Origin of the sequence: Mucilaginibacter metallidurans (assembly GCF_003286435.2) — a bacterium.
Classification (GTDB): domain Bacteria; phylum Bacteroidota; class Bacteroidia; order Sphingobacteriales; family Sphingobacteriaceae; genus Mucilaginibacter; species Mucilaginibacter gossypii.
Genome location: NZ_CP043449.1, coordinates 2,797,009 through 2,822,854 on the forward strand (window position 1 = coordinate 2,797,009; position 25,846 = coordinate 2,822,854).

The 25,846-nt window shown below is 40.2% G+C and carries 26 protein-coding genes; 8 read left to right on the forward strand and 18 right to left on the reverse strand.

Annotated elements, in window-relative coordinates; translation table 11 throughout:
- Positions 1-3: 3 nt before the first annotated feature.
- Entirely contained in the window at positions 4-867 is an 864-nt protein-coding gene (locus DIU38_RS11950; protein WP_112654922.1) for an alpha/beta hydrolase, read from the forward strand.
- A gap of 65 nt (positions 868-932) precedes the next feature.
- Here the strand turns inward: DIU38_RS11950 and DIU38_RS11955 are convergent, their stop codons facing one another.
- From DIU38_RS11955 to DIU38_RS11980, 6 genes are all read right to left on the reverse strand, one after another.
- Positions 933-1,700, reverse strand: a complete 768-nt coding sequence (locus tag DIU38_RS11955) for a hypothetical protein (RefSeq protein WP_112654923.1) — start codon at positions 1,698-1,700, stop codon at positions 933-935.
- A gap of 505 nt (positions 1,701-2,205) precedes the next feature.
- Positions 2,206-3,582 carry an OmpA family protein gene (locus DIU38_RS11960; protein WP_112654924.1) on the reverse strand — a complete coding sequence of 459 codons (1,377 nt, stop codon included), beginning with the start codon at positions 3,580-3,582 and terminating at the stop codon, positions 2,206-2,208.
- A 309-nt stretch (positions 3,583-3,891) separates the two neighbouring features.
- Positions 3,892-4,731, reverse strand: a complete 840-nt coding sequence (locus DIU38_RS11965) for a maleylpyruvate isomerase N-terminal domain-containing protein (RefSeq protein WP_112654925.1) — start codon at positions 4,729-4,731, stop codon at positions 3,892-3,894.
- A gap of 28 nt (positions 4,732-4,759) precedes the next feature.
- Positions 4,760-5,188, reverse strand: a complete 429-nt coding sequence (locus tag DIU38_RS11970) for an OsmC family protein (protein ID WP_112654926.1) — start codon at positions 5,186-5,188, stop codon at positions 4,760-4,762.
- Between the two features lie 91 nt (positions 5,189-5,279).
- On the reverse strand, positions 5,280-5,696 hold the full coding sequence (locus tag DIU38_RS11975) for a DUF3052 family protein (RefSeq protein WP_112654927.1): 417 nt from the start codon (positions 5,694-5,696) through the stop codon (positions 5,280-5,282).
- Positions 5,696-6,130, reverse strand: coding sequence for a DinB family protein (locus tag DIU38_RS11980; RefSeq protein ID WP_112654928.1), 435 nt, complete (start codon positions 6,128-6,130; stop codon positions 5,696-5,698). Before DIU38_RS11980 ends, DIU38_RS11975 begins: the two co-directional genes overlap by 1 nt.
- Positions 6,131-6,213: 83 nt before the next feature.
- On the opposite strand from DIU38_RS11980, the gene DIU38_RS11985 reads away from it, so the two are divergent.
- From DIU38_RS11985 to DIU38_RS11995, 3 genes are all read left to right on the forward strand, one after another.
- Positions 6,214-7,461, forward strand: a complete 1,248-nt coding sequence (locus DIU38_RS11985; RefSeq protein WP_112654929.1) for a nucleoside recognition domain-containing protein — start codon at positions 6,214-6,216, stop codon at positions 7,459-7,461.
- 31 nt (positions 7,462-7,492) lie between these two features.
- Positions 7,493-7,912 carry a hypothetical protein gene (locus DIU38_RS11990; protein ID WP_112654930.1) on the forward strand — a complete coding sequence of 140 codons (420 nt, stop codon included), beginning with the start codon at positions 7,493-7,495 and terminating at the stop codon, positions 7,910-7,912.
- Positions 7,913-8,044: 132 nt separating this feature from the next.
- The gene (locus DIU38_RS11995; protein ID WP_112654931.1) at positions 8,045-8,458 is read left to right on the forward strand and encodes an OsmC family protein; all 414 of its coding nucleotides are present in this window, start codon (positions 8,045-8,047) and stop codon (positions 8,456-8,458) included.
- Between the two features lie 220 nt (positions 8,459-8,678).
- Here DIU38_RS11995 and DIU38_RS12000 read toward each other — a convergent pair whose 3' ends face one another.
- Positions 8,679-9,296, reverse strand: coding sequence for a TetR/AcrR family transcriptional regulator (locus DIU38_RS12000; RefSeq protein ID WP_091163733.1), 618 nt, complete (start codon positions 9,294-9,296; stop codon positions 8,679-8,681).
- Positions 9,297-9,474: 178 nt separating this feature from the next.
- Here DIU38_RS12000 and DIU38_RS12005 point away from each other — a divergent pair, with 178 nt between their 5' ends.
- Positions 9,475-10,602 carry a mechanosensitive ion channel family protein gene (locus DIU38_RS12005; protein WP_112654932.1) on the forward strand — a complete coding sequence of 376 codons (1,128 nt, stop codon included), beginning with the start codon at positions 9,475-9,477 and terminating at the stop codon, positions 10,600-10,602.
- Here DIU38_RS12005 and DIU38_RS12010 read toward each other — a convergent pair.
- From DIU38_RS12010 to DIU38_RS12030, 5 genes are all read right to left on the reverse strand, one after another.
- Positions 10,581-11,084, reverse strand: a complete 504-nt coding sequence (locus DIU38_RS12010) for a DUF4126 family protein (protein ID WP_167516149.1) — start codon at positions 11,082-11,084, stop codon at positions 10,581-10,583. The two genes, DIU38_RS12005 and DIU38_RS12010, sit on opposite strands and share 22 nt — an antisense overlap.
- A gap of 125 nt (positions 11,085-11,209) precedes the next feature.
- The gene (locus DIU38_RS12015) at positions 11,210-14,632 is read right to left on the reverse strand and encodes an efflux RND transporter permease subunit (protein ID WP_112654934.1); all 3,423 of its coding nucleotides are present in this window, start codon (positions 14,630-14,632) and stop codon (positions 11,210-11,212) included.
- Positions 14,633-14,657: 25 nt separating this feature from the next.
- On the reverse strand, positions 14,658-15,761 hold the full coding sequence (locus DIU38_RS12020; protein ID WP_112655355.1) for an efflux RND transporter periplasmic adaptor subunit: 1,104 nt from the start codon (positions 15,759-15,761) through the stop codon (positions 14,658-14,660).
- 30 nt (positions 15,762-15,791) lie between these two features.
- Positions 15,792-17,141, reverse strand: coding sequence for a TolC family protein (locus tag DIU38_RS12025; RefSeq protein ID WP_112654935.1), 1,350 nt, complete (start codon positions 17,139-17,141; stop codon positions 15,792-15,794).
- Between the two features lie 80 nt (positions 17,142-17,221).
- On the reverse strand, positions 17,222-17,833 hold the full coding sequence (locus tag DIU38_RS12030) for a TetR/AcrR family transcriptional regulator (protein WP_112654936.1): 612 nt from the start codon (positions 17,831-17,833) through the stop codon (positions 17,222-17,224).
- Positions 17,834-18,037: 204 nt separating this feature from the next.
- On the opposite strand from DIU38_RS12030, the gene purB reads away from it, so the two are divergent.
- Together purB and DIU38_RS12040 are read left to right on the forward strand one after the other, a co-directional pair.
- Positions 18,038-19,381, forward strand: coding sequence for an adenylosuccinate lyase (purB, locus tag DIU38_RS12035; protein WP_112654937.1), 1,344 nt, complete (start codon positions 18,038-18,040; stop codon positions 19,379-19,381).
- 222 nt (positions 19,382-19,603) lie between these two features.
- Positions 19,604-20,155, forward strand: coding sequence for a NifU family protein (locus tag DIU38_RS12040; protein WP_112654938.1), 552 nt, complete (start codon positions 19,604-19,606; stop codon positions 20,153-20,155).
- Between the two features lie 428 nt (positions 20,156-20,583).
- Here the strand turns inward: DIU38_RS12040 and DIU38_RS12045 are convergent, their stop codons facing one another.
- The 6 genes from DIU38_RS12045 to DIU38_RS12070 form a co-directional block, all read right to left on the reverse strand.
- Entirely contained in the window at positions 20,584-20,952 is a 369-nt protein-coding gene (locus DIU38_RS12045) for a hypothetical protein (RefSeq protein WP_112654939.1), read from the reverse strand.
- A 24-nt stretch (positions 20,953-20,976) separates the two neighbouring features.
- The gene (locus DIU38_RS12050; protein ID WP_112654940.1) at positions 20,977-21,768 is read right to left on the reverse strand and encodes an inositol monophosphatase family protein; all 792 of its coding nucleotides are present in this window, start codon (positions 21,766-21,768) and stop codon (positions 20,977-20,979) included.
- Positions 21,734-22,222, reverse strand: coding sequence for a GtrA family protein (locus DIU38_RS34875; protein ID WP_112654941.1), 489 nt, complete (start codon positions 22,220-22,222; stop codon positions 21,734-21,736). The genes DIU38_RS12050 and DIU38_RS34875 overlap by 35 nt, the downstream gene beginning before the upstream one ends.
- Complete coding sequence (locus DIU38_RS12060; RefSeq protein WP_112654942.1) at positions 22,215-23,384, reverse strand: prolipoprotein diacylglyceryl transferase; 1,170 nt, start codon at positions 23,382-23,384, stop codon at positions 22,215-22,217. The genes DIU38_RS34875 and DIU38_RS12060 overlap by 8 nt, the downstream gene beginning before the upstream one ends.
- A gap of 28 nt (positions 23,385-23,412) precedes the next feature.
- Positions 23,413-24,732 carry a tRNA (N(6)-L-threonylcarbamoyladenosine(37)-C(2))-methylthiotransferase MtaB gene (gene mtaB, locus DIU38_RS12065; RefSeq protein ID WP_112654943.1) on the reverse strand — a complete coding sequence of 440 codons (1,320 nt, stop codon included), beginning with the start codon at positions 24,730-24,732 and terminating at the stop codon, positions 23,413-23,415.
- 202 nt (positions 24,733-24,934) lie between these two features.
- Positions 24,935-25,120, reverse strand: coding sequence for a hypothetical protein (locus DIU38_RS12070; protein ID WP_112654944.1), 186 nt, complete (start codon positions 25,118-25,120; stop codon positions 24,935-24,937).
- Between the two features lie 115 nt (positions 25,121-25,235).
- Between DIU38_RS12070 and DIU38_RS12075 the strand changes: the two genes are divergently transcribed.
- The gene (locus DIU38_RS12075; RefSeq protein WP_112654945.1) at positions 25,236-25,844 is read left to right on the forward strand and encodes a hypothetical protein; all 609 of its coding nucleotides are present in this window, start codon (positions 25,236-25,238) and stop codon (positions 25,842-25,844) included.
- Positions 25,845-25,846 lie beyond the last annotated feature (2 nt).

The window sequence follows — 25,846 nt, forward strand, 5'->3', positions numbered from 1 at the left end:
TAAATGAGAAGAGTAGCTTTAATATTTGCCCTGCTGTTTAGCAGCATATGGGTTTTTGCAGCCAAAGTCGACACAGTACAAATCCCAAGCGTGGCAATGAACAAAACTTATAAAGCGGCTATTGCATTTCCTAAAGCATATGAAAAAAGCAAAGCCAATTTTCCGGTATTGTACCTGCTGCATGGGGGGTATGGCCATTTTGACGACTGGCTGCTAAAAACGCCGGATAAATCATTGGTAAAAGACCTTGCTGATCAATACAACATCATTATTGTAATGCCCGAAGGTGAAATCTTTAGTTATTATGTTGATAGCCCGATTGATCCTAACAGCAAGTTTGAAACTTATATTATTAAGGAAGTGATTCCTTTTATCGATAGCAAATACCGCACGGTTAACGATAAAAAAGGCAGGCTTATCACCGGCTTATCTATGGGAGGATTTGGCGCGTTGTATCTTTCAACCAGGCATCCGGAACTTTTTGCAGCAGCAGGGAGTATGAGCGGAGCCCTTGACCCAAACATGACCACCTGGAAGCTCCCCCCCGATAGGTTTGAGATGCTTACCAAAATGCTTGATAAAATTTGGGGGCCTATGACGCCGGATACTTACCTGCAATATTCGGTTGTGAACATGGCTGATCAGATCCGTAAAAACGGGCTGCCATTGGTTATTAATATAGGAGTTGATGACTTTTTGCTTGAGCCCAACCGTGAATTACACCGCAGATTAGTTTATAACCATACTCCACATGATTATTCCGAACAACCAGGAGGCCATACCTGGGAGTTTTGGCAAAACGCCTTGCCGGGGCATTTGTTGTTTTTCAGTAAAATTCTAAAAGCAAATGGTGTTTACGTTTTATAAACGGCCAAATTGAATATATAAGGGAAGATCGATGACGGTATCTTCCCTTTATATTTACGCTATTTTCAGCATGGAAAGATAAGCGCCGGTAGATGGGCATGTTCTTCATTCTCCATATTCTCCCAATCCCATAACCCATTTAATTGTGAGCTGCGGTTGCTCAATACAAAAAAATCAACTCGCATTATATTGGCCAGTACATCAACGGTTTTCATGATATCCCGCTCCTTGATATTCACCAGGTTCAGCCTTGAACCGGAGAACAATTGCCTGAACACAGCATCAGCATAATCATTATACATATGCGGTAATCCCGATTCAGTTATATTAAAAAGTGATGCCTTTACATCCATTGCTTCACTCATTTTACTTAAAAGGCTTACGATATCCTTTTTGGCATAACGAAGATCGGCAAGGTATCCCATATTCGTAATATTGAATGAGGCACCTTCCGGAACGGCCAGTAAGGGGCAGCATGAATGATTTAAAACAGGCACAAGCTGTTCATTAATTTCTTTTGCAGTTCCGCCAACCCCTTTGATAATTAAACCTATATCATATTTAGCTATAATTGCGTGGAACGACATCCCCAAAGTATCCAGATAGTTAAGGAAAACTATCTTTTCGATGCCTTTATTTTGATCTTTAAAACTAAAATCCTCATCATCAAATATATCCTGTGTGGTAGTATCTGATTGCTGAACACTCATCGGCTCGGGTACCGTGTTCATAACAATTACTTTGGTTTTTAATTTATCACCTAAATTACCGGCGTAAGTAAGTGCATAATTGCTTTCTTTTTTGAGATTGTGAACTACCAGGATTGCTTTCATAGCCAATTTATATTATAATGAGATGTATGATTTGAACAAGTGATAACAAGAGCTGTTTCTTAATTTGTAATTAAAAAAGTCATAAAAAAGTCAATTGATACGCTCAAGAGTTACCGACAGCATATAAACTTTAACCTTAACTAAAAAGCGGATATTATTCACCACCCGCTGCAATAAACGGTTATGTTGAGTAATCTTTAAAATGACTTTGTTTTAATTTACACTGATATTAAATAACGTTGCTTATAAATGTCACGGATAAATAAATACAGATCAATTTGTAACAAAAATGACCGCTCATGCTAAATACTTGATCACTGTTGACGATTTCCTGGTAGCACCACCATTATCCGCTCCTGCTACAGGAAATTAGACAGGATGATGGTATTGGCGAACTAATTAAAATCCTACCTATTCAAACAATCACATTTGATTGCTAAATATGAAAGTAAAAAAGCCACTCAATTGAGCAGCTTTTTACCTATATAAGGTTTAACAACCTTTGTTAATACAAGGTAAATTCAACCCTGCGGTTAGCCTGACGGCCTGCAGCTGTTTTGTTTGTAGCTATTGGCTGTGTTTGACCATAGCCGGTTGCTTCAATACGCGATGGATTTGCACCTTTGCTTGCGAGGTATGATTTAACCGATTCAGCACGATCTTTTGATAAACGCATGTTTAAATCAGCCGAACCTGTGTTGTCAGTATGGCCAGCAAGTTTTAGGCTAAAGTTTTTATCAACTAATAACTGTGCTACCCTATCCAAACTGGGATATGAATGCGCACGAATTGTAGCTTTACCCAAATCAAACTCAAGGTTTTTAATGGCGTCTTTAACTACTTTTTTATCTTCTTCAGTAACATAAACTACCGGTTTAGCCAAAGGACAACCTGAGCCATCAACTTTTTGGCCGGCTGGTGTGTTAGGGCATTTATCGTTTACGTCCACAACACCGTCACCATCGCTGTCGGTAGTTAATTTGGCGAGGTTGGCATTGGTTGTTGCAAGATCGCTGGCCAGTTGCGCGTTTTTTGCTTTTTCAGCATCAATCTGTTGCTGTAGTTCGGCGCGGGTACGCTGGTTTTCCCATTGGTATTCTGTACGCATTGACGATACAGGATTATGGGTTGCCATCTGGTGTTTTTTCTTATTGCCAAGGGCAAATTCTAAGCCAATATGCGCGTATGAAAACCTGTCATCACTCGCCCCATACTTATATCCGTCAAGGTTATCGGCCTGTACAAAGTTAACCTGGTAACCTAAATCAAGGTTTATGCCCGGGGCGAGGTCAAATTTCAAACCTAAGCCAATGGGGATAAACAATTCGTTGATATGGCCATTATCGGTTTTCTTAAAGTTTTCCTGTTGCCCGCCAACCGGGGTAATCCTTGGTGTGTAGTTCAAATTACCAACACCTGCGGTTAAATAAGGCTGAATAAACGGCTTTTCATGGCGCCAATTGATGTTAGCCAGCGTAATATTAGCACTTAAAGCTGCCGACCAGTTTAATTTAGTAGAGTATGAATCATAGGGAGAGGTACCTGCTGCGTTAGGCTGACTGTTTGATGAAGTTAATTTACCGCGAAGGAAGTCGGCCTGTAAGCCCAAGGATGGCAATATTTGTTTTTTAATGTATCCGCCGTAGCCAAACTGTTCGGTTGGATTGGTAAAATCCTGCCTATTGTTGCGTCCGAATATGGTAAAGGGGGTTAATAAACCGCCATGTACACCTATTGACCAGGTACGTAATTCACTGCCACCCGAAAATGGCCTCACGTAATCTTTTGCTGTAGCTGAGGTATCTGTTGACTGAGCGAATAATTTGCTACCAATCATAACTCCTGTAAGAAGTAATGAGGCTTTTTTTAAATTTGTTTTCATATCTATATGTTTAATTATACGTTTAACATTCAAGTAAAACGTACACTGGTTAATCCAACATTGATGCCATCAATATTTATTAAACCAGAGAGCCCATGGCCAAAAGGCAGGCTAATCAAATAAAAAAAGCATATGAAATTTGATATAAAATGCTGACTCACTAAGTCAAATGCTTAGGTTTTTATATCACCACTAAGGTTGCTTTAAACAGGCAATCACAACCAAATTCTTAACTTTTTGTACAAATTGGTTAATGAGTAAAAAGAATACAGTTTTGTACAGTTAAAGAGTAATTAAACAAAATGGTTGTTAAGCCATCACAGCAACCATATTAAACAAGTTTTCGCCCAGGTTAATATTACCGCTAACTTTGGAAGCCTCCAATGCGGCTTGCGGATTGATGCCTTTGGTGAAAACCTTCCAGGCAATATCAGGCGATAAAGTTACTATAGCATCCGGCACAGATCCGGCATTTTTGATGAGTGTCCAGCCCTCAGCCATTTTAAGCAGGTACCAGTTACCGCTAGCTTCGCCAGTTACAGTGATTTGAATTAGCGTACTGGTGTTTGCTTTAACCGTACGATATGTATGCGGAAGCCCGCACATAAAAGTATCGATACAGGGATAAAACAATTCAGCAGTTAGGATGCCTTGTTTACCAACCGCTTCGCGGATCTGTTGCTGGTGATGAAACTTTTCGGTGTATTCGCGGGCTATATGAAACCAGTTAACGGATTCATCTTCACCTGCCCAGGCTACTGAAAATGGTGCAGGTGCAAACAAATCAGCGGCAGCCATCACTTTACCGTATTGTTTGCCTGTAGTTTCTAAAAGGTCGATAAGCAACTGCGGGCTTACACGCTTCATAGCGTTTACCCAGGTGGCGTTTAATACATTCAAAAAATCAACTAAATCACTATAGTTATTAATGGGATTTGAAGGAGGATCGCCTGCAAATTGATGAGACGAAGAAATGACGCGTATGTTACCATCAAGCAAATGAGCGGCAATATCCTTTACAGTCCAAAGCTTTGCTAATGTAGGCCTGTTCCAGTCGTCGGCTGATAAGGATTTAAGCAGTTCTATTAGCTTTTGGTCCAACAGGCGGAACAGGTGAACTGTTTTAATAGGTACTTCCTGTTCCGCCATTTTATATTTTTAATGTGTAATAAATATATTATTCAGCAGGGTGAACAATTACTTTCCAGTTAATTTCAGCACCGGCTTTTGCAAGTGTTGCAGCAACTGAGCAGTATTTGTTAATAGAAAGTTCGGCAGCACGCACAGCCTTATCTTCATCAACATTGCCGTAAATATGAAATTCAATATCCACATCTTCCCACAGTGAAGGTTCCTTACCTGCTTCACGTTCGCCGTTAACCACCATTTTATAATCGGTTATTTCCTGGCGCTGTTTTTTCAGGATACTGATCACGTCAATTGCCGAGCAACCAGCCAGGCCCATTAAAAGCATTTGCATTGGGCGGATACCAAAATCCTGGCCGCCACTTTCCGGACTGCTGTCCATTTTTACGGTGTGACCGTTAGCGTCAACAGCTTCAAAGCCAAAATCGCCATGTACACGTTTTAAATCAATCTGAGCCATATTATCAGGTATTATTGTGCTAAGTTATACAATTAAGCGCTTATGCTAAAACGCAGTGCTGTTTGTTTAACTGGTTTTAACCAAAAATGACCTATACCACATATTTCCTGTTTTTAACGGGGATCACCAGCTTTAAACCCGACCACACTTCATCAACCGCGCAAACCTTGATATCAACCAACCCCATTTGCAAAGCAAAGTTCCTGATCAAATCTTCTGTAATATCAGTAACTACTTTTGAAGCCTTTTTGGGCCAGGATACCCAAATCATGCCGTCCTGTTTAATTTGCTTTATCAGTTCAGGCAGCTTAACCCGGTATTCATCCGCACTTTTGCTAAAGAAATGGATCACATCAATTTCAAATGAAATATCATCTGTAAAATAAACATCAGAAGGCATGTCGCTAAACAGATCAAGGTAATGATCAGGTGCATTAACAAGCAACAGCTTCCTGCCTGCTTTTATGCCGAGTTTTTTTGCCAGGGGCGTAGCTGAATAGCCAGCCATTACAATATATCTTTCAGGTGATGCAGCATGTGATCAACATAGTCGGCAGCAAGCCATTCTACAGTTTGCAGGTTTGGCTCCTGTTTGCTGCTGTCACAGCGGGCACTCCATCTGTCGGCAGGGTAATTCTCTAAAACCCGTACAATCTGCAGGTTCAGCAAGGCCCAAAGTTCAATCAATTCGTTAATGTCAGCATCCTGGTAACGTGCGGCAGCAACCCATTCTACCTGTTGGTAGGTAAGCCTGAAGTTTTCTTCATAGGTGCAACGCACAAAACGCTGCAGGTTAATTTGAGCACTGTCAATCAAATGGCCAACCACTTCTTTTTTTGACCACTTAGCGGACGATGCCTTACAGGCCCAGTCAATATCGCGGCCTTTCAGTTGCCTTACATTATCTATAATTCCGTTGAGTTTATGGATAGTATCGTTCATTTATTGGTTTATAGGTAGTATAAAAGTATCAGTATTTCATATTAAACAGCAAAAGCACTAACTTCAAAGCCTTAAACATTACTATGGCGCTTAACTATATCTGGATAGCTTTTTTTGTAATTGCATTTGTTGTTTCACTCATAAAATTAGTTTTTTTTGGCGATACAGAAGCTTTCAAATTATTGGTTGAAGGATTGTTTAATTCATCTAAGTCATCAGTAATGGATATTGCTTTGCCGCTAATTGGCTCTATGGCATTCTGGCTCGGTATTCTGAACATCGGCGAAAAAGCAGGGGCAATTAACCTTCTATCAAGGATAGTAAGGCCATTCTTCAGCCGCTTGTTTCCAGATGTGCCGAAAGACCACCCCGCCACTGGCCAAATGATGATGAATTTTTCGGCCAATTTAATGGGCCTTGATAACGCAGCTACACCGCTTGGCTTAAAAGCGATGGGCAGCCTGCAAGAGCTGAATCCAGATAAAGAAACAGCTTCAAATGCCCAGATCATGTTCCTGGTGCTGCATACATCCGGCTTGCAGTTATTACCCGTTACCATCATCGCACAAAGGGCCATCCTTAATTCAAAAGATCCGGCTGAAGTATTTTTACCTTGTATCATTGCTACCTATGTAGCCACGGTAGTTGGCTTAATAGCAGTGGCCATTAAGCAAAAAATCAATCTTTTTGACAGGGTAGTTATTGGCTGGCTTGGCAGCGTTACCGCTTTCATTACATTGGTGGTATGGTACTTTACCACGCAGCTAACCAAAGAGCAGATCAGTACGGTATCATCAGTTATAAGCAATGTGATGTTGTTTACCATACCGGTAATATTTATCATGGGCGGCCTTATAAAGAAAGTAAACGTGTTTGAAGTTTTTGTAGAGGGTGCCAAAGGAGGTTTTGAAACATCTGTCAAAATAATCCCCTATCTGGTAGCTATGCTGGTTGGGATCAGCGTGTTCAGGAATTGCGGCGCGTTGGATTATATGAATGAAGGTTTGCGCTGGGTCTGCGTTCAGTTTAACTTAGATACACGCTTTGTAGATGCTATGCCTGTAGCTTACTTAAAGCCACTAAGCGGTTCGGGCTCAAAAGGCATGATGATAACGGTAATGCAAAATTTTGGTGTCGATAAATTTGCAGGTAGGTTGGCAGGGATCTTTAATGGCTCGGCAGATACCACTTTTTATATCGTTGCCTTATATTTTGGTTCGGTGGGCATTAAAAAGTCACGTTATGCTATCCCTGCCGGGCTTATAGCCGATTTGGCCGGCGTTATTGCGGCGATTTTTATTGCTTATTTATTCTTTGGTCATCAGCCATAATTGCTACTTTTATCGCACCCTTTATAAACTAATGACTCAAACTTATCTTAAAGAAAAGCAGCTTAAAAAAAAGCGCGCTATGAAAGGCGTATATGCCATTATCATCGCTGGTATAGTATTTATTTTTATTATGGTAAAGTTTGCCATATCCGGCGGTGTTACAGAGGTGCTTTCATTTAGCAAAATGCCTAATGCCGATGACGCTTATAAAATTGCGAAGGAATTTGTAATCCCAACCATACGTTCGGGAAATACCTCTTTTCCTGACGACAGATATCAATTTGGCAAAAAGGCCGACTCTGTTTTTATTATCAAATCGTATGTTCTTTCAACAGATAGCCAGGGTGAAACAAACCGTACCAATTTTGAAGTGATCCTGAAATATAATGGCGGCCCCAAATTTCTGAAAAAAAACTGGAACCTGGTTGATATTAACGAAACATCCGAATAAAGAAAGTTAAGTCGATAGTATTGAGTCGGAAGTCGCCAATCTGTTTTTTTGCTTTTCTATACTTAGAACTCATGCCTTAGGACTAAGGACTAAGCTTAATTTATTAATAACAATACTCTATTTAAACGCCTTATGGAAGAAACCGGAATTGAGTTGATAGAAACAGCTACTGCACTTATAGGACTCACTCAATATCAAACAGTAGTTAACAGCGGTGGGCATGGCCTTATAACCGATGAACCCCTTGAGGCCGAAGGCAGCAATACAGGCATGAACCCATTTAGTTTGTTACTGGCGAGCCTCGCAAGCTGCACTGTAATCACCCTGCGCATGTACATTAACCGTAAAATGTGGCCTATAGAGGAAATTAAAGCCGATGTTGAAATGTTTAAGACTTTAAGTGGTACACGCATTGAAACTAAAATTAGCTTTAAAGGTGAAGTAAATGACGAACAAAGAGACCGGTTATTGAAAATAGCAAATGCATGCCCAGTACATAAAATATTGACCGGCAATATTGCTATCCGTACAAATATCAACCCATAAAAAAGCCCGCACGGCAAAAAGCTATGCAGGCTAAATCACTCTAAAACAATCACCTCTTAAAAAAGAAGTATTTTATAAATAATTAAACAGGGAGGTAATTACCTGGCTATTAAATTATTTGTAAGTACAAATGTACCTATAAATAATAGCCATAATATTTAACAGCCAATTCATTTGACGGCTAACTGACAGTATGGAGTATTTATACCTTAAGATGACTTTAGTACATCAATCCTTTGATAAAAATATCAAGCAGGAGGAGTTTTTTATGGTGAATTTCTTCAAGGTGTTCTTTACGCGGAAAGTTGGTTTTCTTTTGAGATATCGCCCCCACCCTGATGCCGTGCAAAGCGTCCATCAATACATCAACAACTTCGTCAGGATTTTCTACAGGCTTAATGGCTCCTTTTTCAACTTCCGATTTAATAGCATTGCTTAACAAGTTTAGCTCGGCACTGTGAACTTCGCTAACTATTTGCCAAATGGTTTCGGGGAGGTTTTGTTCGTTAAGCCTGAAAAAATCAAAAAAGTTATAATTGTTTACTATAAACTCGTGATGGGTATTTACCTGGAAGGTGAAAGCTTCTTTTAAATTGGTAAATGTATTTAGCCTGTTTTCAAGTGTTTTAAGATAATCAGTAGCAAGCTTACGCATTACAGCAATGTACAACTGGCTTTTATCCGGGAAATAATAATAAAGCAGGGCCTTTGACATAGAGAGGTCGCCGGCTATTTCGTTCATGGTAGTTTTTGAATAACCGTAATGTAAAAAGCGCTGGTGCGAGGCCTCTAAAATTTTTTCTCTTTTAATATCCTGCTGGTCATTCACTGCTGCCATGTGCTCGTTAAGTTTTATTTAAACAGGTAAACAAAAAGTTAAGACAATCGATTTCCTGACTTTTTTAACAAAACTATCAAAAATTCATTAAACATGTGTAACAACACCCGGTACGGCGCCATTTGCTAAAACAATTTTACATTCCAACTATTTTACTGTAGAAAACACTTGCCTTGCTATGAATATTGAAAACAGCTTACCCCCCGACCTGCTTACATTTTCACAGCGCATACCGTCATTTGCCTGGAACCTGATCATCGCGCTGGTAGCCGTACTTGTTGGCCTGATTATAAAATTCATAATAACCCGTCTCTTTAAATTTTATGCAAAAAAAGCAGACACATCTTACTCAATCTTAAGATCCATACTGGTTAACCTTGGGCCGGCTGTGGCTTATTTCATCCCACTGTTTCTATTCAATATCCTTTCGCCATTAATGCGAATGAATCCGGTTTATTACAAACCTCTTGACAAAACTTTTGAGATTTTACTTACCATATCTTTCGCAGGTCTGCTTGTACGTTCGGTACGAATCCTGGAAGATTACATCTATCATACTTACGACCTTAATAAAGTGGATAACCTGAAGGAGCGTAAGGTACGTACACAGATCCAGTTTATCCGTAAGATCATTGTGGTGACTATTATCTTTTTGACGATTGCCATTATATTGCTCAGTTTTGAAAGCATGCGTAAAATAGGTACCGGTTTACTTACCGGTGTTGGTATAGGTGGTATCATAGTTGGCTTTGCGGCGCAAAGCTCATTAGGTAATTTACTGGCCGGCTTCCAGATAGCTTTTACTCAGCCTATTCGTATTGATGATGTTTTGGTTGTAGAGGGCGAATGGGGACGCGTGGAGGAGATCACGCTTACTTATGTGGTTTTAAAAATCTGGGACGAACGTAGGCTGATACTCCCCATCAATTACTTTATTCAAAAACCCTTTCAGAACTGGACAAGGACATCTGCCGACATTTTGGGCACCGTATTTTTATACATGGACCATACCGCCCCTATTGATGCTATACGTGAAGAATTTGAACGCCTGATAGTTAAATCAAGCTTGTGGGATAAACGGGTTAAAGTAGTACAGGTAACTGATGTTAAAGAACATACCATAGAGATCAGGGTGTTAATGAGCTCCCGAACCTCATCAGATGCGTTTGACCTCCGCTGCTATATCCGTGAAAACCTGGTAACCTTTATTCAAAAGAATTATCCTGACAGCCTGCCCCGGTCGCGTAATGAGATCAGCAACCTGGGCGAACTTGAAAAATATGTTCAGCCTGCAACCGGGGCATAGGTCAGCTTACTTAAGCCAAAGCCCGATCCTATTACCAAAGCATCTTCAATTGTGCCAATTACCGGGTCGGCGATATGATTTACCTTAACCGTATTTTTGCGTAAAAAGTAACTGGCATAGGTTGCAGATATTGCCGCCACCCCTCCTATCAAGGCTCCGGTTAATGCTTTGCCCCCCACCGCTTTATAAATACTGGCGCCGGCCAGGGCGCCGGATAAACACCTTGCCGCTACCCCTGCAGGCTCTATACGGTTTGGAGTGGAGGGTAATTTATCCGCAATGAGTTCAGTAACGGATACGATCTTTAAAACAGCAGCCACTGTTGTTGATTGCATGAACCTTAACGGTGACGTTTCCAGTTGCTTTGATGGATGATGACTTAATACATGCGTAGTTACAACAGGGGCAGATAAGGTACGCATACCGGCTAACGTACCAAGGCCTATTACCGGCCAAAGCGGTTTTGTTATTTTAAGTTTCATGGCTGTGATAAACGTTTGCATAGAGAACCATAAATACATTATTATGTTTTATTTAAAAACTGTCAAAAAACAAAACAGCCGAATCTTTCGACTGCAGCTGTTTGTGTTATTAATGGCTCTTTATTTTAAACAGCTTCTGTTTCTAATACTTCAACATGTTTAGCTTCAACCGATTTTTTGCCGAACAACCTTGCTTTCAGGTTATAACGGATCAGGTATAAACATGGTACAAGGATCAATGTAATAATGGTGGCGAAACCTAAGCCGAAGATCATTGTCCAGGCCAGCGGCCCCCAGAAAGCCACGTTATCACCACCAAAGTGGATATGCGGTTCAAAATGGGTAAACAAGCCAACGAAATCGATATTGAAACCAACTGCCAGCGGTATTAAACCTAAAATAGCAGCTGTTGCGGTTAACAATACAGGCGTCATACGGGTATGGCCGGCTTCAACTACTGCATCGTGGATACTAACGCCCTGCTCCAACAACATATCGGTAAACTCAACCAACAAGATCCCGTTACGAACAACCACACCGGCAAGTGCAATGATACCAATCCCCGTCATTACTATAGACATAGTCATGCCAAATATGGTAACGCCCAATAACACACCGATTATACTAAAGAGGATCTCGCTAATAATAATAAGCGTTTTACCAATTGAGTTAAACTGGATCATTAAAATAATGAGAATAAGCCCGAACGACACACCAAGAGCAGAAAGCAGGAAAGTCATGGCTTCCATTTGGTCTTCCTGGCCACCACCCTGCCTTATAATAACATTATCCGGTTTCTTAAAGTTGTTTATCGCCTTTAAAATATTGGCATTAACTTCATTAGGATTGTTAGGCTTAATAACATTTGAACCCAGCGTTAACACCCTGCGTTGTTGCTTGCGCTTGATATTACTGTAAGTTGTGGTATAACGCACATCTGCAAAAGCTGAAATAGGCACCTGACGTATTGCTCCATTCATAGCCATATCACGATAGGTTATTTTCAGGTTTTTGATTTCATCAATATTACCCCGCTGATTTTGTAACGTCCGAACCATGATTTTGTAATCATCCTCTTTTGTGTTACGGAAATCGCCCGCCTTCCAGCCAAATACAGAGGTAATCAGGTTTTGCGTTATCTGATAAGTCGATAGTCCTTCGCGATTTGCCCGTTCACGATCAATGTCAAACACTATCTCAGGTTTATCACTTTGTACATCGGCTATAAGGTTTTCTATGCCAGCTATGTTTTGCTTGCTTAGGTAGCTTTTTAACCTATTTCCGGTAGCAACCAATGTATCAAGGTTATCACCAACAATCTCTATACTAATATCCTTTTGAACTGGCGGGCCGCTGTTTTCTTGCGTAACGGATATTTTAGCACCCGGGATCCCTTGTACTGCCGCACGAATATTAGCTAATACTTTTTTGGTATCCTTACCGTTACGCTTACCAAATTCAACAAATGCAACAGTCACTTTACCCTTATTTTCGTAATCACCCTGATCTTCATCCGTAGGATCGGTAACACCTTTAGTAACGTTTGAGATTACAGAGGACACGATATCCTTATCCGGCTCAACAATCTCGGCAACCTTTTTTTCTACACTTTTGGTTATTTCATTAGTGTAAGCCTGATCGGTACCGATAGGAAGCGTGATATATACATAAGCAAAGTTAGGATCGCCCGACGGGAAAAACTCCGGTGTCTTCCCGCGTACCGCCATCAGGACAATCGCAAAAATGAATAAGCCAATGGTTCCAACTAAAACGGTAATCGGCCTGCGTACAGCACGTTCAAGCCATTTGGCGTACCAGTTTTGAAATCTCGGCCAGGCATTTTTCTGAAATCTATCAATTATTCGTAATAGGAAGAAATGATTAATCAGGTATAATACCATGATCAACACCATCAGGTTACCAAAACCCACGTTTATCAAATAACCGATAACTGTAGCAATGGCCAAAAATATCATGGCGCGTTTTGTCGGTCTGTCAAACTTCGGGTTATCATGTTCACCGTCATGATGAGGCTTCATGAAGTCAACCGCGAATACCGGGTTAATTATATATGCAACCACCAGAGATGCCAGCAAAGTGATAATCAACGTGATTGGCAGGAAGAACATAAAATGTCCTATCAAACTGTTCCAGAAAGCCAGTGGAATAAACGGTGCTAAGGTGGTCATGGTACCTGAAAATACAGGGAGGAATACTTCACCCGCAGCCATTTTAGCTGCCTCCTTTATCGGTACCTTACCGTTTGCAAAAATACGGTGCGTATTTTCAATTACCACAATGGCATCATCCACTACAATACCCAGCGCCAGCAGGAACGAGAACAACACAATCATATTAAGCGTAAAGCCAATTGCGGGCATTACCAGGAAGGCAATAAAACACGACAATGGTACCGACAATGCTACGAAAATGGCATTGGTTGTACCCATGAAAAACATCAGGATGACGGTAACAAGCAAGAAACCAATAACGATGGTGTTAATCAAGTCGTTAAGTGTTGTACGCGTTTTATCCGATTGATCACCTGTAACAACAATATCGAGACCTTTCGGGAAAACGGTTTTTTGTTTTAACTTAATCAAAGCATTGATCTTATCCGACGCCTCTATCAGGTTCTCTCCCGCGCGCTTACTAACGTTAAGCGTAATTACATTTTTGAAATTAGCGTTATCATTAGTCTTTAACCTTGCGTAGCTTTCCTGCTCCAGGAATGAATCTTTAACATCGGCAATATCCCTTAAATAAACCGATTGGCCTTTGGGATTTCTGATCACCATAGCCGCTACTTCTTCTGCGTTTTTGAAGTCTTTCTTGATATCAATAGTTCTGCGCACTCCATCGGTTTTAACAGTTCCCGCAGACAGCAAAATATTTTCGTTGCCAACAGCCGTAGTAATATCTGTCAGACTAAGTTGTGCAGCAGCCATCTTATTCATATCAACATTAACCTGTATTTCGGGAGTTAATGCACCAACTTCGTCAACCCTTGATATTTCCTTATAACTTTCTATTTCGTCCTTCAATATATCGGCATATTCTTTCAGCTTTTTCAGATCATAGTTACCCGAAATATTGATGTACAAGATAGGAAGATCGGCAACGTTTATATCCGAAACAGCAGGATCTGTATAATTGTTATCATTTTGTGGAAGATCCTTTTTTGCTTTATCAATAGCGTCTTTTACATCGATTTTCGCATCTTTAATATCAATATTGGCCTGAAATTCAGCAGTGATGATAGAAACGTTTTGTACCGAGTTAGATGTTACTTTCTTTAATCCTTTTAAAGACTTCAGTTGCTTTTCAATTTGGCGCGTAACCAGGTTCTCTATGTTCTGAGGAGATTGGCCATTAAATTGCGTCGTTATAAACACCTTCGACTGCGCAATATCCGGGAAGTTTTCCTTAGGCAGGCGGTTATAACTGATAAGGCCAAGTGCCGTAATCAGGAACATGAGCACATAAATGGCTGTTTTGTTATCAATGGCCCAACTTGAAGGGCCAAATTCTTTTTTTACATCTTTCATAATGAACAGATCAATTGATTAATAACTAATTGGCCGACTGAACAACTTTGATCTTATCGCCATCTTCTATTTCAGTTGCACCTTCAACAACCAGCTGGTCGCCGGCTTTTAAGCCTGATAATATCTCTGTTTGACCACCGTAGGTAACTCCAGATTTTACGTTTACCTGTTTTGCTATACCATTCTGATTAACAAACACATGGTCGCCGTTTTCTGATTTCTGTATAGCTTTAACAGGCACTGCTATAGTATTTGTTTTTGAATAATCAGCAATTTTTAAAATTGCAGTCATATTAGGGCGAAGTGTGCTGCGCTGAGGTAATTTGACCTCCACACCGAAACTACGCGATGTTGGGTCGATGGCTTTGGCCGCAAAAGTAACTTTAGTAACCAACGAGTCCTTAGCATCCGGAATTAATATTTTAACATCGTTACCGGTATTTACGCTACTTGCATATGATTCGGGGACATCGGCCTTAACTTTTAAAACATCGGCATTCACAATACGGATTCCTGTTTGCCCCGGCGTGGCACCCTGTCCCAGTTTCAGGTCCATTTGATCTACGGTACCAGAAATTGGCGATATGATGCGGTATAAACCCGATTGCCTTTTTAAGGAAGCCAAAGCTTTCTGATTACTTTGCAATGCGGTTTGAGCTTGCAGATATTGTACTTCAGTGCCAATTTTCTGATCCCAAAGGTTTTTTTGACGATCAAACAACTGTTGGCTTAAGCTAACCTGTGCTTCGGCTTGTGCTATATTTTGTTGCATAACACTATTATCCAGTTGTGCTAACACCTGGCCTTTAGTTACATGCTGGCCTGGTTTTACGTAAATAGCAGTAATAACGGCAGATGCCTGCGGATAGGCAGTAACGTTATCCTGCGCATCTATTTTACCCTGGATCTGTACATAGTTAGTAAAACTGCCGTTTTTCACTTCTGTAACACTTACATCAGTTGTTTTAGCCGAATCGGTAGTACCCATTTCAGCCTGCAGTTTCGCTATTTTTAAATTGATATCCGATTGTTGCTTTTGCAGATCGGCCAGTTCGGCCTTTTTATCTTTGGGCTTACTTGAGCATGCAGCCAGTAAAACCAGGAAAGGTATGTATATGAATTTTTTCATTTTCATTGTTATATAGTGAGTTTAGTGTTGTTATTTAATTCGTCCGTAAGCTTTGTCAAGGTCAACTTTACTAACCAGGGCATCATAAAGGCCCTGGATATATTTATTGTCAGCATCTTCAAGGCTGGTTTGGGCCTGTGTAACCTCAATGCTTGAGCCTACCCCCTGCTGATATTTTACTTTTGATACACGCAGTACTTCCTGTGCAAGCTCCTGGTTACGTTTTTGATTATTAAGCGATTGTAAGCCATTAATGTATGACACAGTTGCCACCTTTGCATCAAGGTTTATCGTATTTTTAAGGTTTACGAGGTCGTTTGTTGATTTTTGCACCTCAATTTTTGCCTGTCTTACCTGGTTTAGTCTTTGCCCGCCACTGAAAATAGGAACGTTGAGCGTTAAACCGATATAACTTGAAGGAAAAACCTGGCTATAAAGCTTACTAAAATTATTATTCTGATATGATGCCGCATAGCTACCATTCGCACTTAGTGTCGGCAAATAAGTTGTTTTTTTGTTTTGCAGATCCAGCTCATTTAGCTTTTTCTGAGTCTCCTGCAAGGAGTACTCTATACGATTATGGTAAAAGCCTGTATCTACCGACATTTCTGCAACATTATTATCAAGACTAACATCGCTTAGCTTATCTTTCAACACAAGATTTTCATCAATAGGCATTCCCATCTGAAACTTCAGCATTTGATAGTTCAAAGCCAGTGAACGTACAACGTTTTCGCGGTTAGTTATTAAATTATTGTATTGCACAGTAATGCGGTCTACATCAATTTTTTCAACAAAGCCTTGCTTATTTTGTGCTACGGTTTGGTCAACCTGCTGTTTTAACTGGGTTATATTAGCATCGTATAGTTTAATTTGTTCGTCGCTAACCAAAACCTGATAATATGCTTTGGTGACAGCAACGTTGGCTTCAATTTTTGAGCGGGTATAATTACGCTGTGAAAGCTCACGATATGTTCTTGAAGCCTTTAAACCAACAAGATAACTCCCGTTAAAAAGGATCTGGTTTAAACTAACACCAAGGTTTGATTGGTACTTTACACCAAATTTAACCGGCACAAAGGTACCAGGGGCTCCAAAAAACTCACCTGGTAATAACGTGGTTGGTATTTTAAGATAATCCTGGAATGAGGCTGAGCCGCTGATTTGTGGCAAACCAATGCCGGTTGTTTCTTTAACCTTATACTCCGCACTTTTAATATCGAGACCCGAGTTCACAACTGCGCTTTGGTGCTCGTAAGCATAATTGACACAATCCTGAACCGTAAAGTTAAAGGTTTGTCCATTTGGCGTTGCCTCCTGCGCGTAGCTTTTAAAGGCTACGGCACAAAATACAGTTGCCGTAAAAAATAGATATTTCATTATATATATTGTGGTTGAGTGATTTACTTAAACTGATACAAATTTCTTTTAGCTATTGACAACCTTGTGTCAGCAGCCGGTTATTCATTATTAATATTTTTATATTCGTTAAGCAGCTTGTAGCCCTCAAGCGTACAAATGCCATAGTTAAAATGATCTAAAAACTGAACTTGTACTTTCCAGGGGCTAAATTCAGTTACCGGGAATATTGAAGTGTTAAAACCCAACTCCACCTGGTTAACCCGCATCCGTGCCATTATCTTTACGTCAATATCCTTACGAATGTAACCCTGACCCATACCTTTAGTTAAAAGTTCTTCCATTTTTTGGATCAGTACCCCGGCCTTGAATCTTTGAAAGTCGTCCCAGGCTTCAGCATGATATTTTTGCAAATCATGAATAACAATCGGGTTGGTCCTTGAAAATATCTCTTCCGAGCATTTGGTCATGTTGATCATCTCCTCAATCACATTAGCTGATTTACTGATGATCTCATTCATTTGATCCTCATCTTCCTTCAGTTTCTTTTTTGTAAGGGCAACAACTAATTCGTTTTTGTCCTTGAAAAATTGATAGATCGTTTTTTTTGACATGCCAAGGTGCCTGGCTATATCATCCATCGTGATACTCTTAATCCCCGCCGTTAAAAACAGGTCTTCAGCACCTTTTATAATTCTTTCTGTTTGACTCATTGACTTTCCGGGTCAAAACTAAGGAAACATTTTTTGAATAAAAAGTTTCCATTCATTTTTACTTTTTCATTACAAATACTTGTTTGCTTTTTTTAACATCAGTTAGTTATTGTTTGTTGTAGTGGCTTATTTGCAAAGTTTTTACTCTGCCAATGGCACATCAAAAATGATTACCTTTGCAAAAAATTATACCACTCTTTTAATATGACGCTTACTCCACTTTCAGCGATCTCGCCTATTGATGGCCGTTATAGAAACACCACCGCCGAACTTGCCGGATACTTTTCAGAATATGCCCTTATCAAGTACCGTGTATTTGTTGAGATAGAATATTTCATAGCACTTGCCGAATATCCACTACCTCAGTTACAATCATTTGATAAAAATCTGTCAGAAAAGTTACGCGATATTTACAGGAATTTTTCGGAAGATGACGCTGAAAGCATTAAAGTGATTGAAAAAACGACAAATCATGATGTTAAAGCGGTTGAATATTTCATTAAAAAGGAGTTTGATAAATTAGGGTTAGAGCCATACAAAGAGTTCATTCACTTTGGCCTTACCTCGCAGGATATCAATAACACAGCCATCCCGTATACATTTAAACTGGCGCTAAATAACAGCTACTACCCTGCTATTAATGATCTGGTTAGTATCCTGAAAGCATTTGCTGCAGAATGGGAAAACGTTCCGCTATTAGCACATACGCATGGCCAGCCTGCTTCGCCGACCCGTTTAGGCAAAGAGATTCTGGTATTTGTTGAGCGTTTAGAAAGCCAGCTTGAGTTGTTAAAGCCTATCCCAAATTCGGCCAAATTTGGTGGTGCAACCGGTAACTTTAATGCCCATAATATTGCTTATCCGGCTATCGACTGGAAAACTTTCGGCAATAATTTCGTTAACAATATCTTAGGGTTAAAACGCTCTCAGTTTACCACCCAGATAGAGCACTACGACAACTTTGCTGCTCAATGCGATGCTTTGAAGCGCGTAAACAACATCCTGATTGACCTTGACCGTGATATGTGGACTTACATCTCCATGAACTACTTCAAGCAAAAGATCAAAGCCGGCGAAGTTGGTTCGTCTGCCATGCCGCATAAGGTTAACCCTATCGACTTTGAAAATTCGGAAGGCAACCTGGGAATCGCTAATGCTTTATTTGAGCACCTTGCAGCCAAATTGCCAATATCAAGACTACAACGCGACCTTACCGACTCTACCGTATTGAGGAATATCGGTGTGCCATTTGCGCATACATTGATCGCCATTAAATCAACCGTTAGGGGATTAAACAAACTATTGCTAAACACTGATGCTATCAATGCCGATCTGGAAGCTAACTGGCCTGTTGTTGCAGAAGCTATCCAAACCATATTAAGACGCGAAGCTTACCCTAATCCTTACGAAGCCCTGAAAGACCTTACCCGTACCAATCAGCAGATCAATGCTAACACAATAGCCGAGTTTGTTGATACGTTAAATGTAAGTGACGCCATTAAGGATGAGATTAAAAAGATAACGCCGTTGAATTATACTGGGATCTGAGTTAGATGTGCAAATTTCAATTGTGCAGATGTGCAAATTTTATTATGATTTTTTGATGTTTTAATTATACATCAATTTGCACATCTGAAATCTGCACATTTGAAATCTACTCATTTGCACATCGGAAGACACATCAAAGAAATGTCATAACAAAGTTTAGGGTAGCTTTTAATAAAAAAGGTAGTTAAATTTGTTAATTAGATTGAATAAAAACACGAAACGATGAACATCAACGTATATACCGAATTAACGCCTAACCCGGCAACTATGAAATTCATAGTTAACAAACTGCTTATTAACGGCAGTGTTGACTTCCCAACTAAGGAAAGTGCCGAACATTCACCTTTTGCAAAAGAACTGTATAAGTTTTCGTTTGTAAATGGTGTTTTCTTTGCCAGCAATTTTGTGACTATTACCAAAACTGAGGGCAGCGAATGGGCAGATATTGAACCGATAATGAAAGAGTTTGTTAAAGGCGCAATCGAATCAGAATTAAAGATCCAGTTAGAGGAAGAAGCCGAAGCCGGAAACTTTGAAGGCTCTGAAACTGAAGTTAAAATTCAACAGATCCTGCATGATTACGTTCGCCCGGCTGTAGAGCAGGACGGCGGTGCTATTTCTTACCGCTCATTTAACGAGGGTGTTGTAACTGTTGAACTTCGCGGTTCATGCAGCGGTTGTCCGTCATCAACCGTAACCCTTAAAGCCGGTATCGAAAACCTGCTTAAACGCATGGTACCAGAGGTTACTGAAGTAGTTTCAGAAGCATTATAATATTATTGATTTTGGGGTTAGTGCCCAATCATTTACCCGAAAGCCTTTCATTAAAAATGAGAGGCTTTTTTTATCGGGGCGAATTAGTTTTTTTGCTTTATATTTTTCCAAGTTTAAATAGCCCAATTTAAATCTTCTCTCAACTGGCGCGAGTATGCAGCGTTGGAAAAAGCCCGGCGTGCTCGTGAACATTCAATTTGATATTCAGAAAGTCACGAGTAACCAATATCTCAACCCAGCCTTTCATATCCGCGCCAGAATAAGTAAATACTCTTAGTTTGATTGTCATAGCCAACCGCTCATCTCAATATTCGAAACGGATTCACGGTATTTAAAATGGTGTAAATAGCGTTTGTAGGTTGAAGCGTCATAATTATAAATAATTAAACATTAAAATAAAAGGCCCTCATTTTAATGAAGGAGTTCTTTTATACTAACGATTGAGGTGGACCAGCCTGCCCAATAATATCTCCACCAAATTTCACCAAATCAAACAATCTGATAACTGCCCAACTAAGTTCATCTTGATTACAATAATATCCGTCAATTTTCCCAAAGACCTCATAATTAGAGGTATTGAACCCTTCTTCGATATCATTGTACCAAATAACTTTTGTTCCACAAATTGCAACAACCCAAAATCCGCCCCCTTCGTTACCAAATTCATTTTCAATCCACTTTGTCGGATAAACTTTAATTAACTGCCAAAAATTCCATAACTCCCCATTTAAATCAGTTTCTGTATTATGAATTTTGTCAAAAAGTTCTTTCAGAGATATGGGTTCCCACTTATCCATAACATTTTGGAATTTAAATGACGATTACTTAAAATACTTCCCTATCACCGCCAGCATCTCCCCTGTTATTTTCCCATTAGTAGCCAATAATTCACGGGTATCCAAAACTTCCGAGCCACCTTTAAAATTTACAACTTCACCTCCTGCTTGTTTTACAATCACAATACCGGCGGCAACATCCCAGGCGTTGAGGTTATACTCGTAAAAAGCATCAAAGCGGCCACAGGCGGTATAAGCCAGGTCAACAGCGGCTGAACCTAAACGGCGTAAGCCATGGCTGCTGCGCATTAGTTCCGTAAACAATTCGATATAGGCGGACTGCTTGGTAAAATCGTAATATGGGAACCCGGTTGCCAATAAGCTGGTGCCTATTGTGTTGTTTTTACTTACGCTGATCTCTTTGCCATTCAGGTATGCGGGCGCATCTTTCCAGGCATAAAAACATTCATCAAGATTTATTTCATATATCACACCGGCTATCAGCTCATCATATTCTTTTAAAGCGATACTTACCGAAAATGCGGGTAAACCATGTATAAAATTGGTAGTACCATCCAGCGGATCAATGATCCAGTTGTAGCGTTCGCCTATTTTAGTGGTTGTTTTTTCTTCGGTAATGAAACCGGCTTCAGGCAAAATTTTGCTCAGGCCTTTTACTATAGTTTCTTCGGCGGTTTTGTCAACGTAGGATACCATATCGTTAAGTCCTTTATATTCTATCTTATCAGGGTCAAATGCTTTACGTTCCTGCCTGATGAAATCGCCTGCCTGTTTTGAAACTTCAATTACCTGGTTTATGATGTTCGCTGTTTCCATGGTTACGTTTTAATGATAGACTAAATGAAAAAACTTTATGAATAAAAAAACTTGCGAAGAATAAGCTTAAGGCTGCTGTTACACGGGCAGCAGTAGGATTGAAATTCAACGATCTGATAAATAAATTAAAAAGCGAGTAATTAGCGAAAAAACCAATTATAGCCACAAATAAGAACCTAAAAAATTGCTTCTGTGCAGCAAGTTTCGACTCATTAAAAACCATAAATCGAGTAATTAAGAAGTTTACGGTTACGCCGGCAAAAAAAGATAATGTGAATGAAATATTATAATTACTTACAACTACGTTAAAAACGGTGTAAGTAGGCCGATTAAGTATAACATTATTGAATAGGCGAAATATTGAAACATCAACCCCAAAACCTACCCCCGCCGACAGCACAAATCTGAAAACCTGGTTCTGAAGTAATTTGTTTATTGAAAAGCTTTTAGCCATTTGTTGTGCCCAGCGCTTTCTTTTCTTTATTTAATCCGGTTACAATAAGCGTAATACCACCTAAAACCATGATCACAGAGATCATTTCGGCCTGGGTAAATGAAACACCCGCAACAACATACTTTGTATTAACCCTGATGAGCTCAATAAAGAAACGCTCAACGCCTGCTAATATCATGTATATACCAAACAAAACGCCCGGAGCTTTAAAAATGTGCCTTATTTTCCACAATACAAAGAACAGTAATAAACAAATTACAGATTCATAAAATGAAGTTGGATAAACCGGATATTGCAGTTCATGGCAAAATTTGCCCATGCAATTTACCATTTGCACACCTTCGTCGTTCACGTTGTGCGGAAATTTAAAGCTCCACATCCAATCAGGTGCCCAGCTTAACCAATGAGGCTTTGGCGCCAGGTTAACTATACCCCAATCACCATCACCACTCATCTGGCAGCCGATACGGCCTAATGCATAAGCCAGCATCATGCCCGGGCCGCCGATATCAAGCATATCCAGCGGTTTAATGCCGTGTTTGTTAGCAATATAGAGTACTGCCGCGCCACCGCAGATCAGGCCACCGTAAAAGGTAAATCCGCTGGTACCTATCAACATACCAACCGGATCTTTCATGAAATCGCCCCAGTTTTCAAGCCCATTGAAGAGTTTAGCGCCCGCAAAACCGAATACCGCTGCCCAAAGCAATATACTGCCCAGCAATTCATGTGGATGCGCGTCAACGTCTTTGGTTACCGGCTTGTCGAGCTTTTGTTTCTGTGCTTCATACCAGGCCCAGTAAGCAAAAGCTGCTGCACCGAGTATACCGCCTATCCAGTTGCCTCTTAAGGATATCAGAAAATCCTGCGGACTATCAATGAGGGCCTGGTAATTGAGAATACAGTCAACAATTTTATAGCCTAATATGAAGCCAAAAACACCATTTCCCGCAAGCTCGGCATTTGAAGCCGGCAATCCGATAGTAACCCGTTTTTTGAAAGTATGAATTACACCCAACGCTTCCTTGCGTTTAAACTCCTGGCCAAATGCCCAGTAAGCGCCAACAAAAGCTATCGCCACAAAAAAGCCAAAGGTTTGTATAGGCAAAGGAAGATTAAAACCAAAAAGGTATTTCAGTAACGATGTAAGCGTTGGAAACATAGGTTATATTTTAAGGCGAATATAGAATTTAATGCACTAATATTTCTTCGCCTTCTGTTATTTCAACATCACCATCAGGTGAAATATTTGTTAGGTGCACCGTTTTCAATTCGTTAACCAGTACAGGATCATACTTGGTACGTACCTTTACATAGTTACGGGTAAAGCCGTGCATAAAGCCATCTTTGATATCACCCTCAAACAAAACTTCCTGGTTTTTACCGAGTTGGCTTTCATAAAAAGCACGGCGTTTTTTATCCGACAAAATGTGCAGCATTTTACTCCTTTCCCCACGTGCAGAGCCTGGAACAGCTCCGGTCATCTGGGCTGCCAGGGTATTTTCCCTTTCCGAATAAGTAAATACGTGCAGGTATGAAATATTAAGTTCGTTCAGAAAATTATAGGTATCGATAAAATCCTCCCTTGTTTCGCCGGGAAAACCAACGATAACATCTACGCCAATGCAGCAATCGGGCATCAGCTCTTTTATTTTGGCGACACGGTTAACATAAAGGTCGCGCTTGTAACGGCGGCGCATCAGCCCCAAAATCTTATCCGAACCTGATTGCAGCGGGATATGAAAATGCGGTACGAAACGTTTTGAAGCAGCTACAAAAGCGATGATCTCGTCGGTAAGCAGGTTAGGCTCGATAGATGAGATCCTGAAACGGTCGATACCTTCTACTTCATCAAGCGCCTTAACCAAATCAAAAAATTTATCTTCGCGTTTACCGTTCCGGATCCCGAAATCGCCAAGGTTTACTCCGGTAAGCACAATTTCTTTTACGCCCGACTCAGCAATTTGCTTTGCCTGAGCAACAACGTTTTCAATAGTATCGCTTCTGCTTGTGCCGCGGGCCAAAGGGATGGTACAAAAGGTACAAGAATAATCACAGCCATCCTGCACTTTCAGGAAAGTTCGGGTACGGTCGCCAAAAGAATATGCGGGTACAAACTCATTAGCTTCAGACACGGGCTGATTAAGCACCAGCGCCTTTGGCCTTTTAGTTAGGTCGGTAATATGATCAACTATCTGGAATTTTTCGGCAGCGCCAAGCACCATGTCAACGCCGGGGATTTCGGCAATTTCCTGCGGTTTTAGCTGCGCGTAGCATCCTACTATAGTTACGTAGGCATTAGGCGAAATTTTAAGGGCCTCTTTAACAATCTTCTTACACTTTTTATCGGCATTATCAGTTACCGAGCAGGTATTGATCACAAAAACATCCGGTGTTTCGGTAAAATTTACCGTATCGTAACCAGCCTGGTTAAACAGCCGACCAATGGATGAGGTCTCTGAATAATTCAGCTTGCAGCCTAAAGTGTAAAAAGCGACTTTCTTGTTCATTTCAATCGGCAAAGATAATGTTTTTTAAAGAAATGCCTATTTCAGCAATTTCACTTCACGGTAAAAAGTATTTGTAAAATTATGGGTGTCCCAAAATCGCCATTCCCAAAATAAAATTGGTTTTGCTTTTGCCGATTTTTTAAAATATTCCATTTTTTGAGAGTGAAACGCAAAACATGCTTTTTATGAAACATATTGATAATCAAAGTTTTAATGTTTTACCTGAAACATCGATAAATATTTGATTATCAATAACTAAAACTTTAAGGAGTATAAATTCATCACTTAAGGACTTACTTTTATTTTCGGCTTTTTTTGATGTTTTTTTTAGTTTTTTTGAACCTGCAGAGCGTCTTGCCAATGCCCGCTGACAAAACAGTGCCACCATTTTTGCTTTAGTTTTTCTATAAACAAGAGCCTTTTTATAGGCCCGGTATTTTCATAATCCTGGTAATTTGCCTATTTTCAGTGCGGATAAACGTAAACCCTAAACCACCCATACCATGATCATATACGGCATCAAAGCGAAACTATTAAAAGCTGAAATAACAAGCGACACCTGCCCAAACTGCAATACCGGCAACAGTATCCAGATGAATGTATTTCAACGCTGGGCACATATTTTCTGGATCCCGTTTTTCCCGATAGGTAAAACAGGCGTATCCCAATGCCTCCGTTGCAGGCAGGTTTTAAAGCTTAAGGAAATGCCCGCCTCGCTTAAATTAAGCTATGATAATATAAAGTCTCAAACTACAATACCTGTGTGGACATTTGCAGGCTGTTTCCTGATTGTTATTGGTTCGATATTTTTTTATATCAGCGAAAAGCAGAAAGCAAAAAAAGTAAACCAATGGGTTTTATCGCCACAAAAGAACGATGTATTTCATATCAAACTTAAAAACGATCACTATACCCTTTACAGGGTAAATAAGGTTTCCGGTGATTCTGTTTACCTGGCCTTAAACAAATATGAATCGGACCGTGAAGAGGGCCTTGATGATATCGCGGCAAAGGGTGATACCGCCTATGATAACGCCCAGCAAGGTATTGCCAAACCATTTCTTGTAGAGATGGCCAAAGAAGGATCGATTTTGGATATTGAACGCAAATAAGC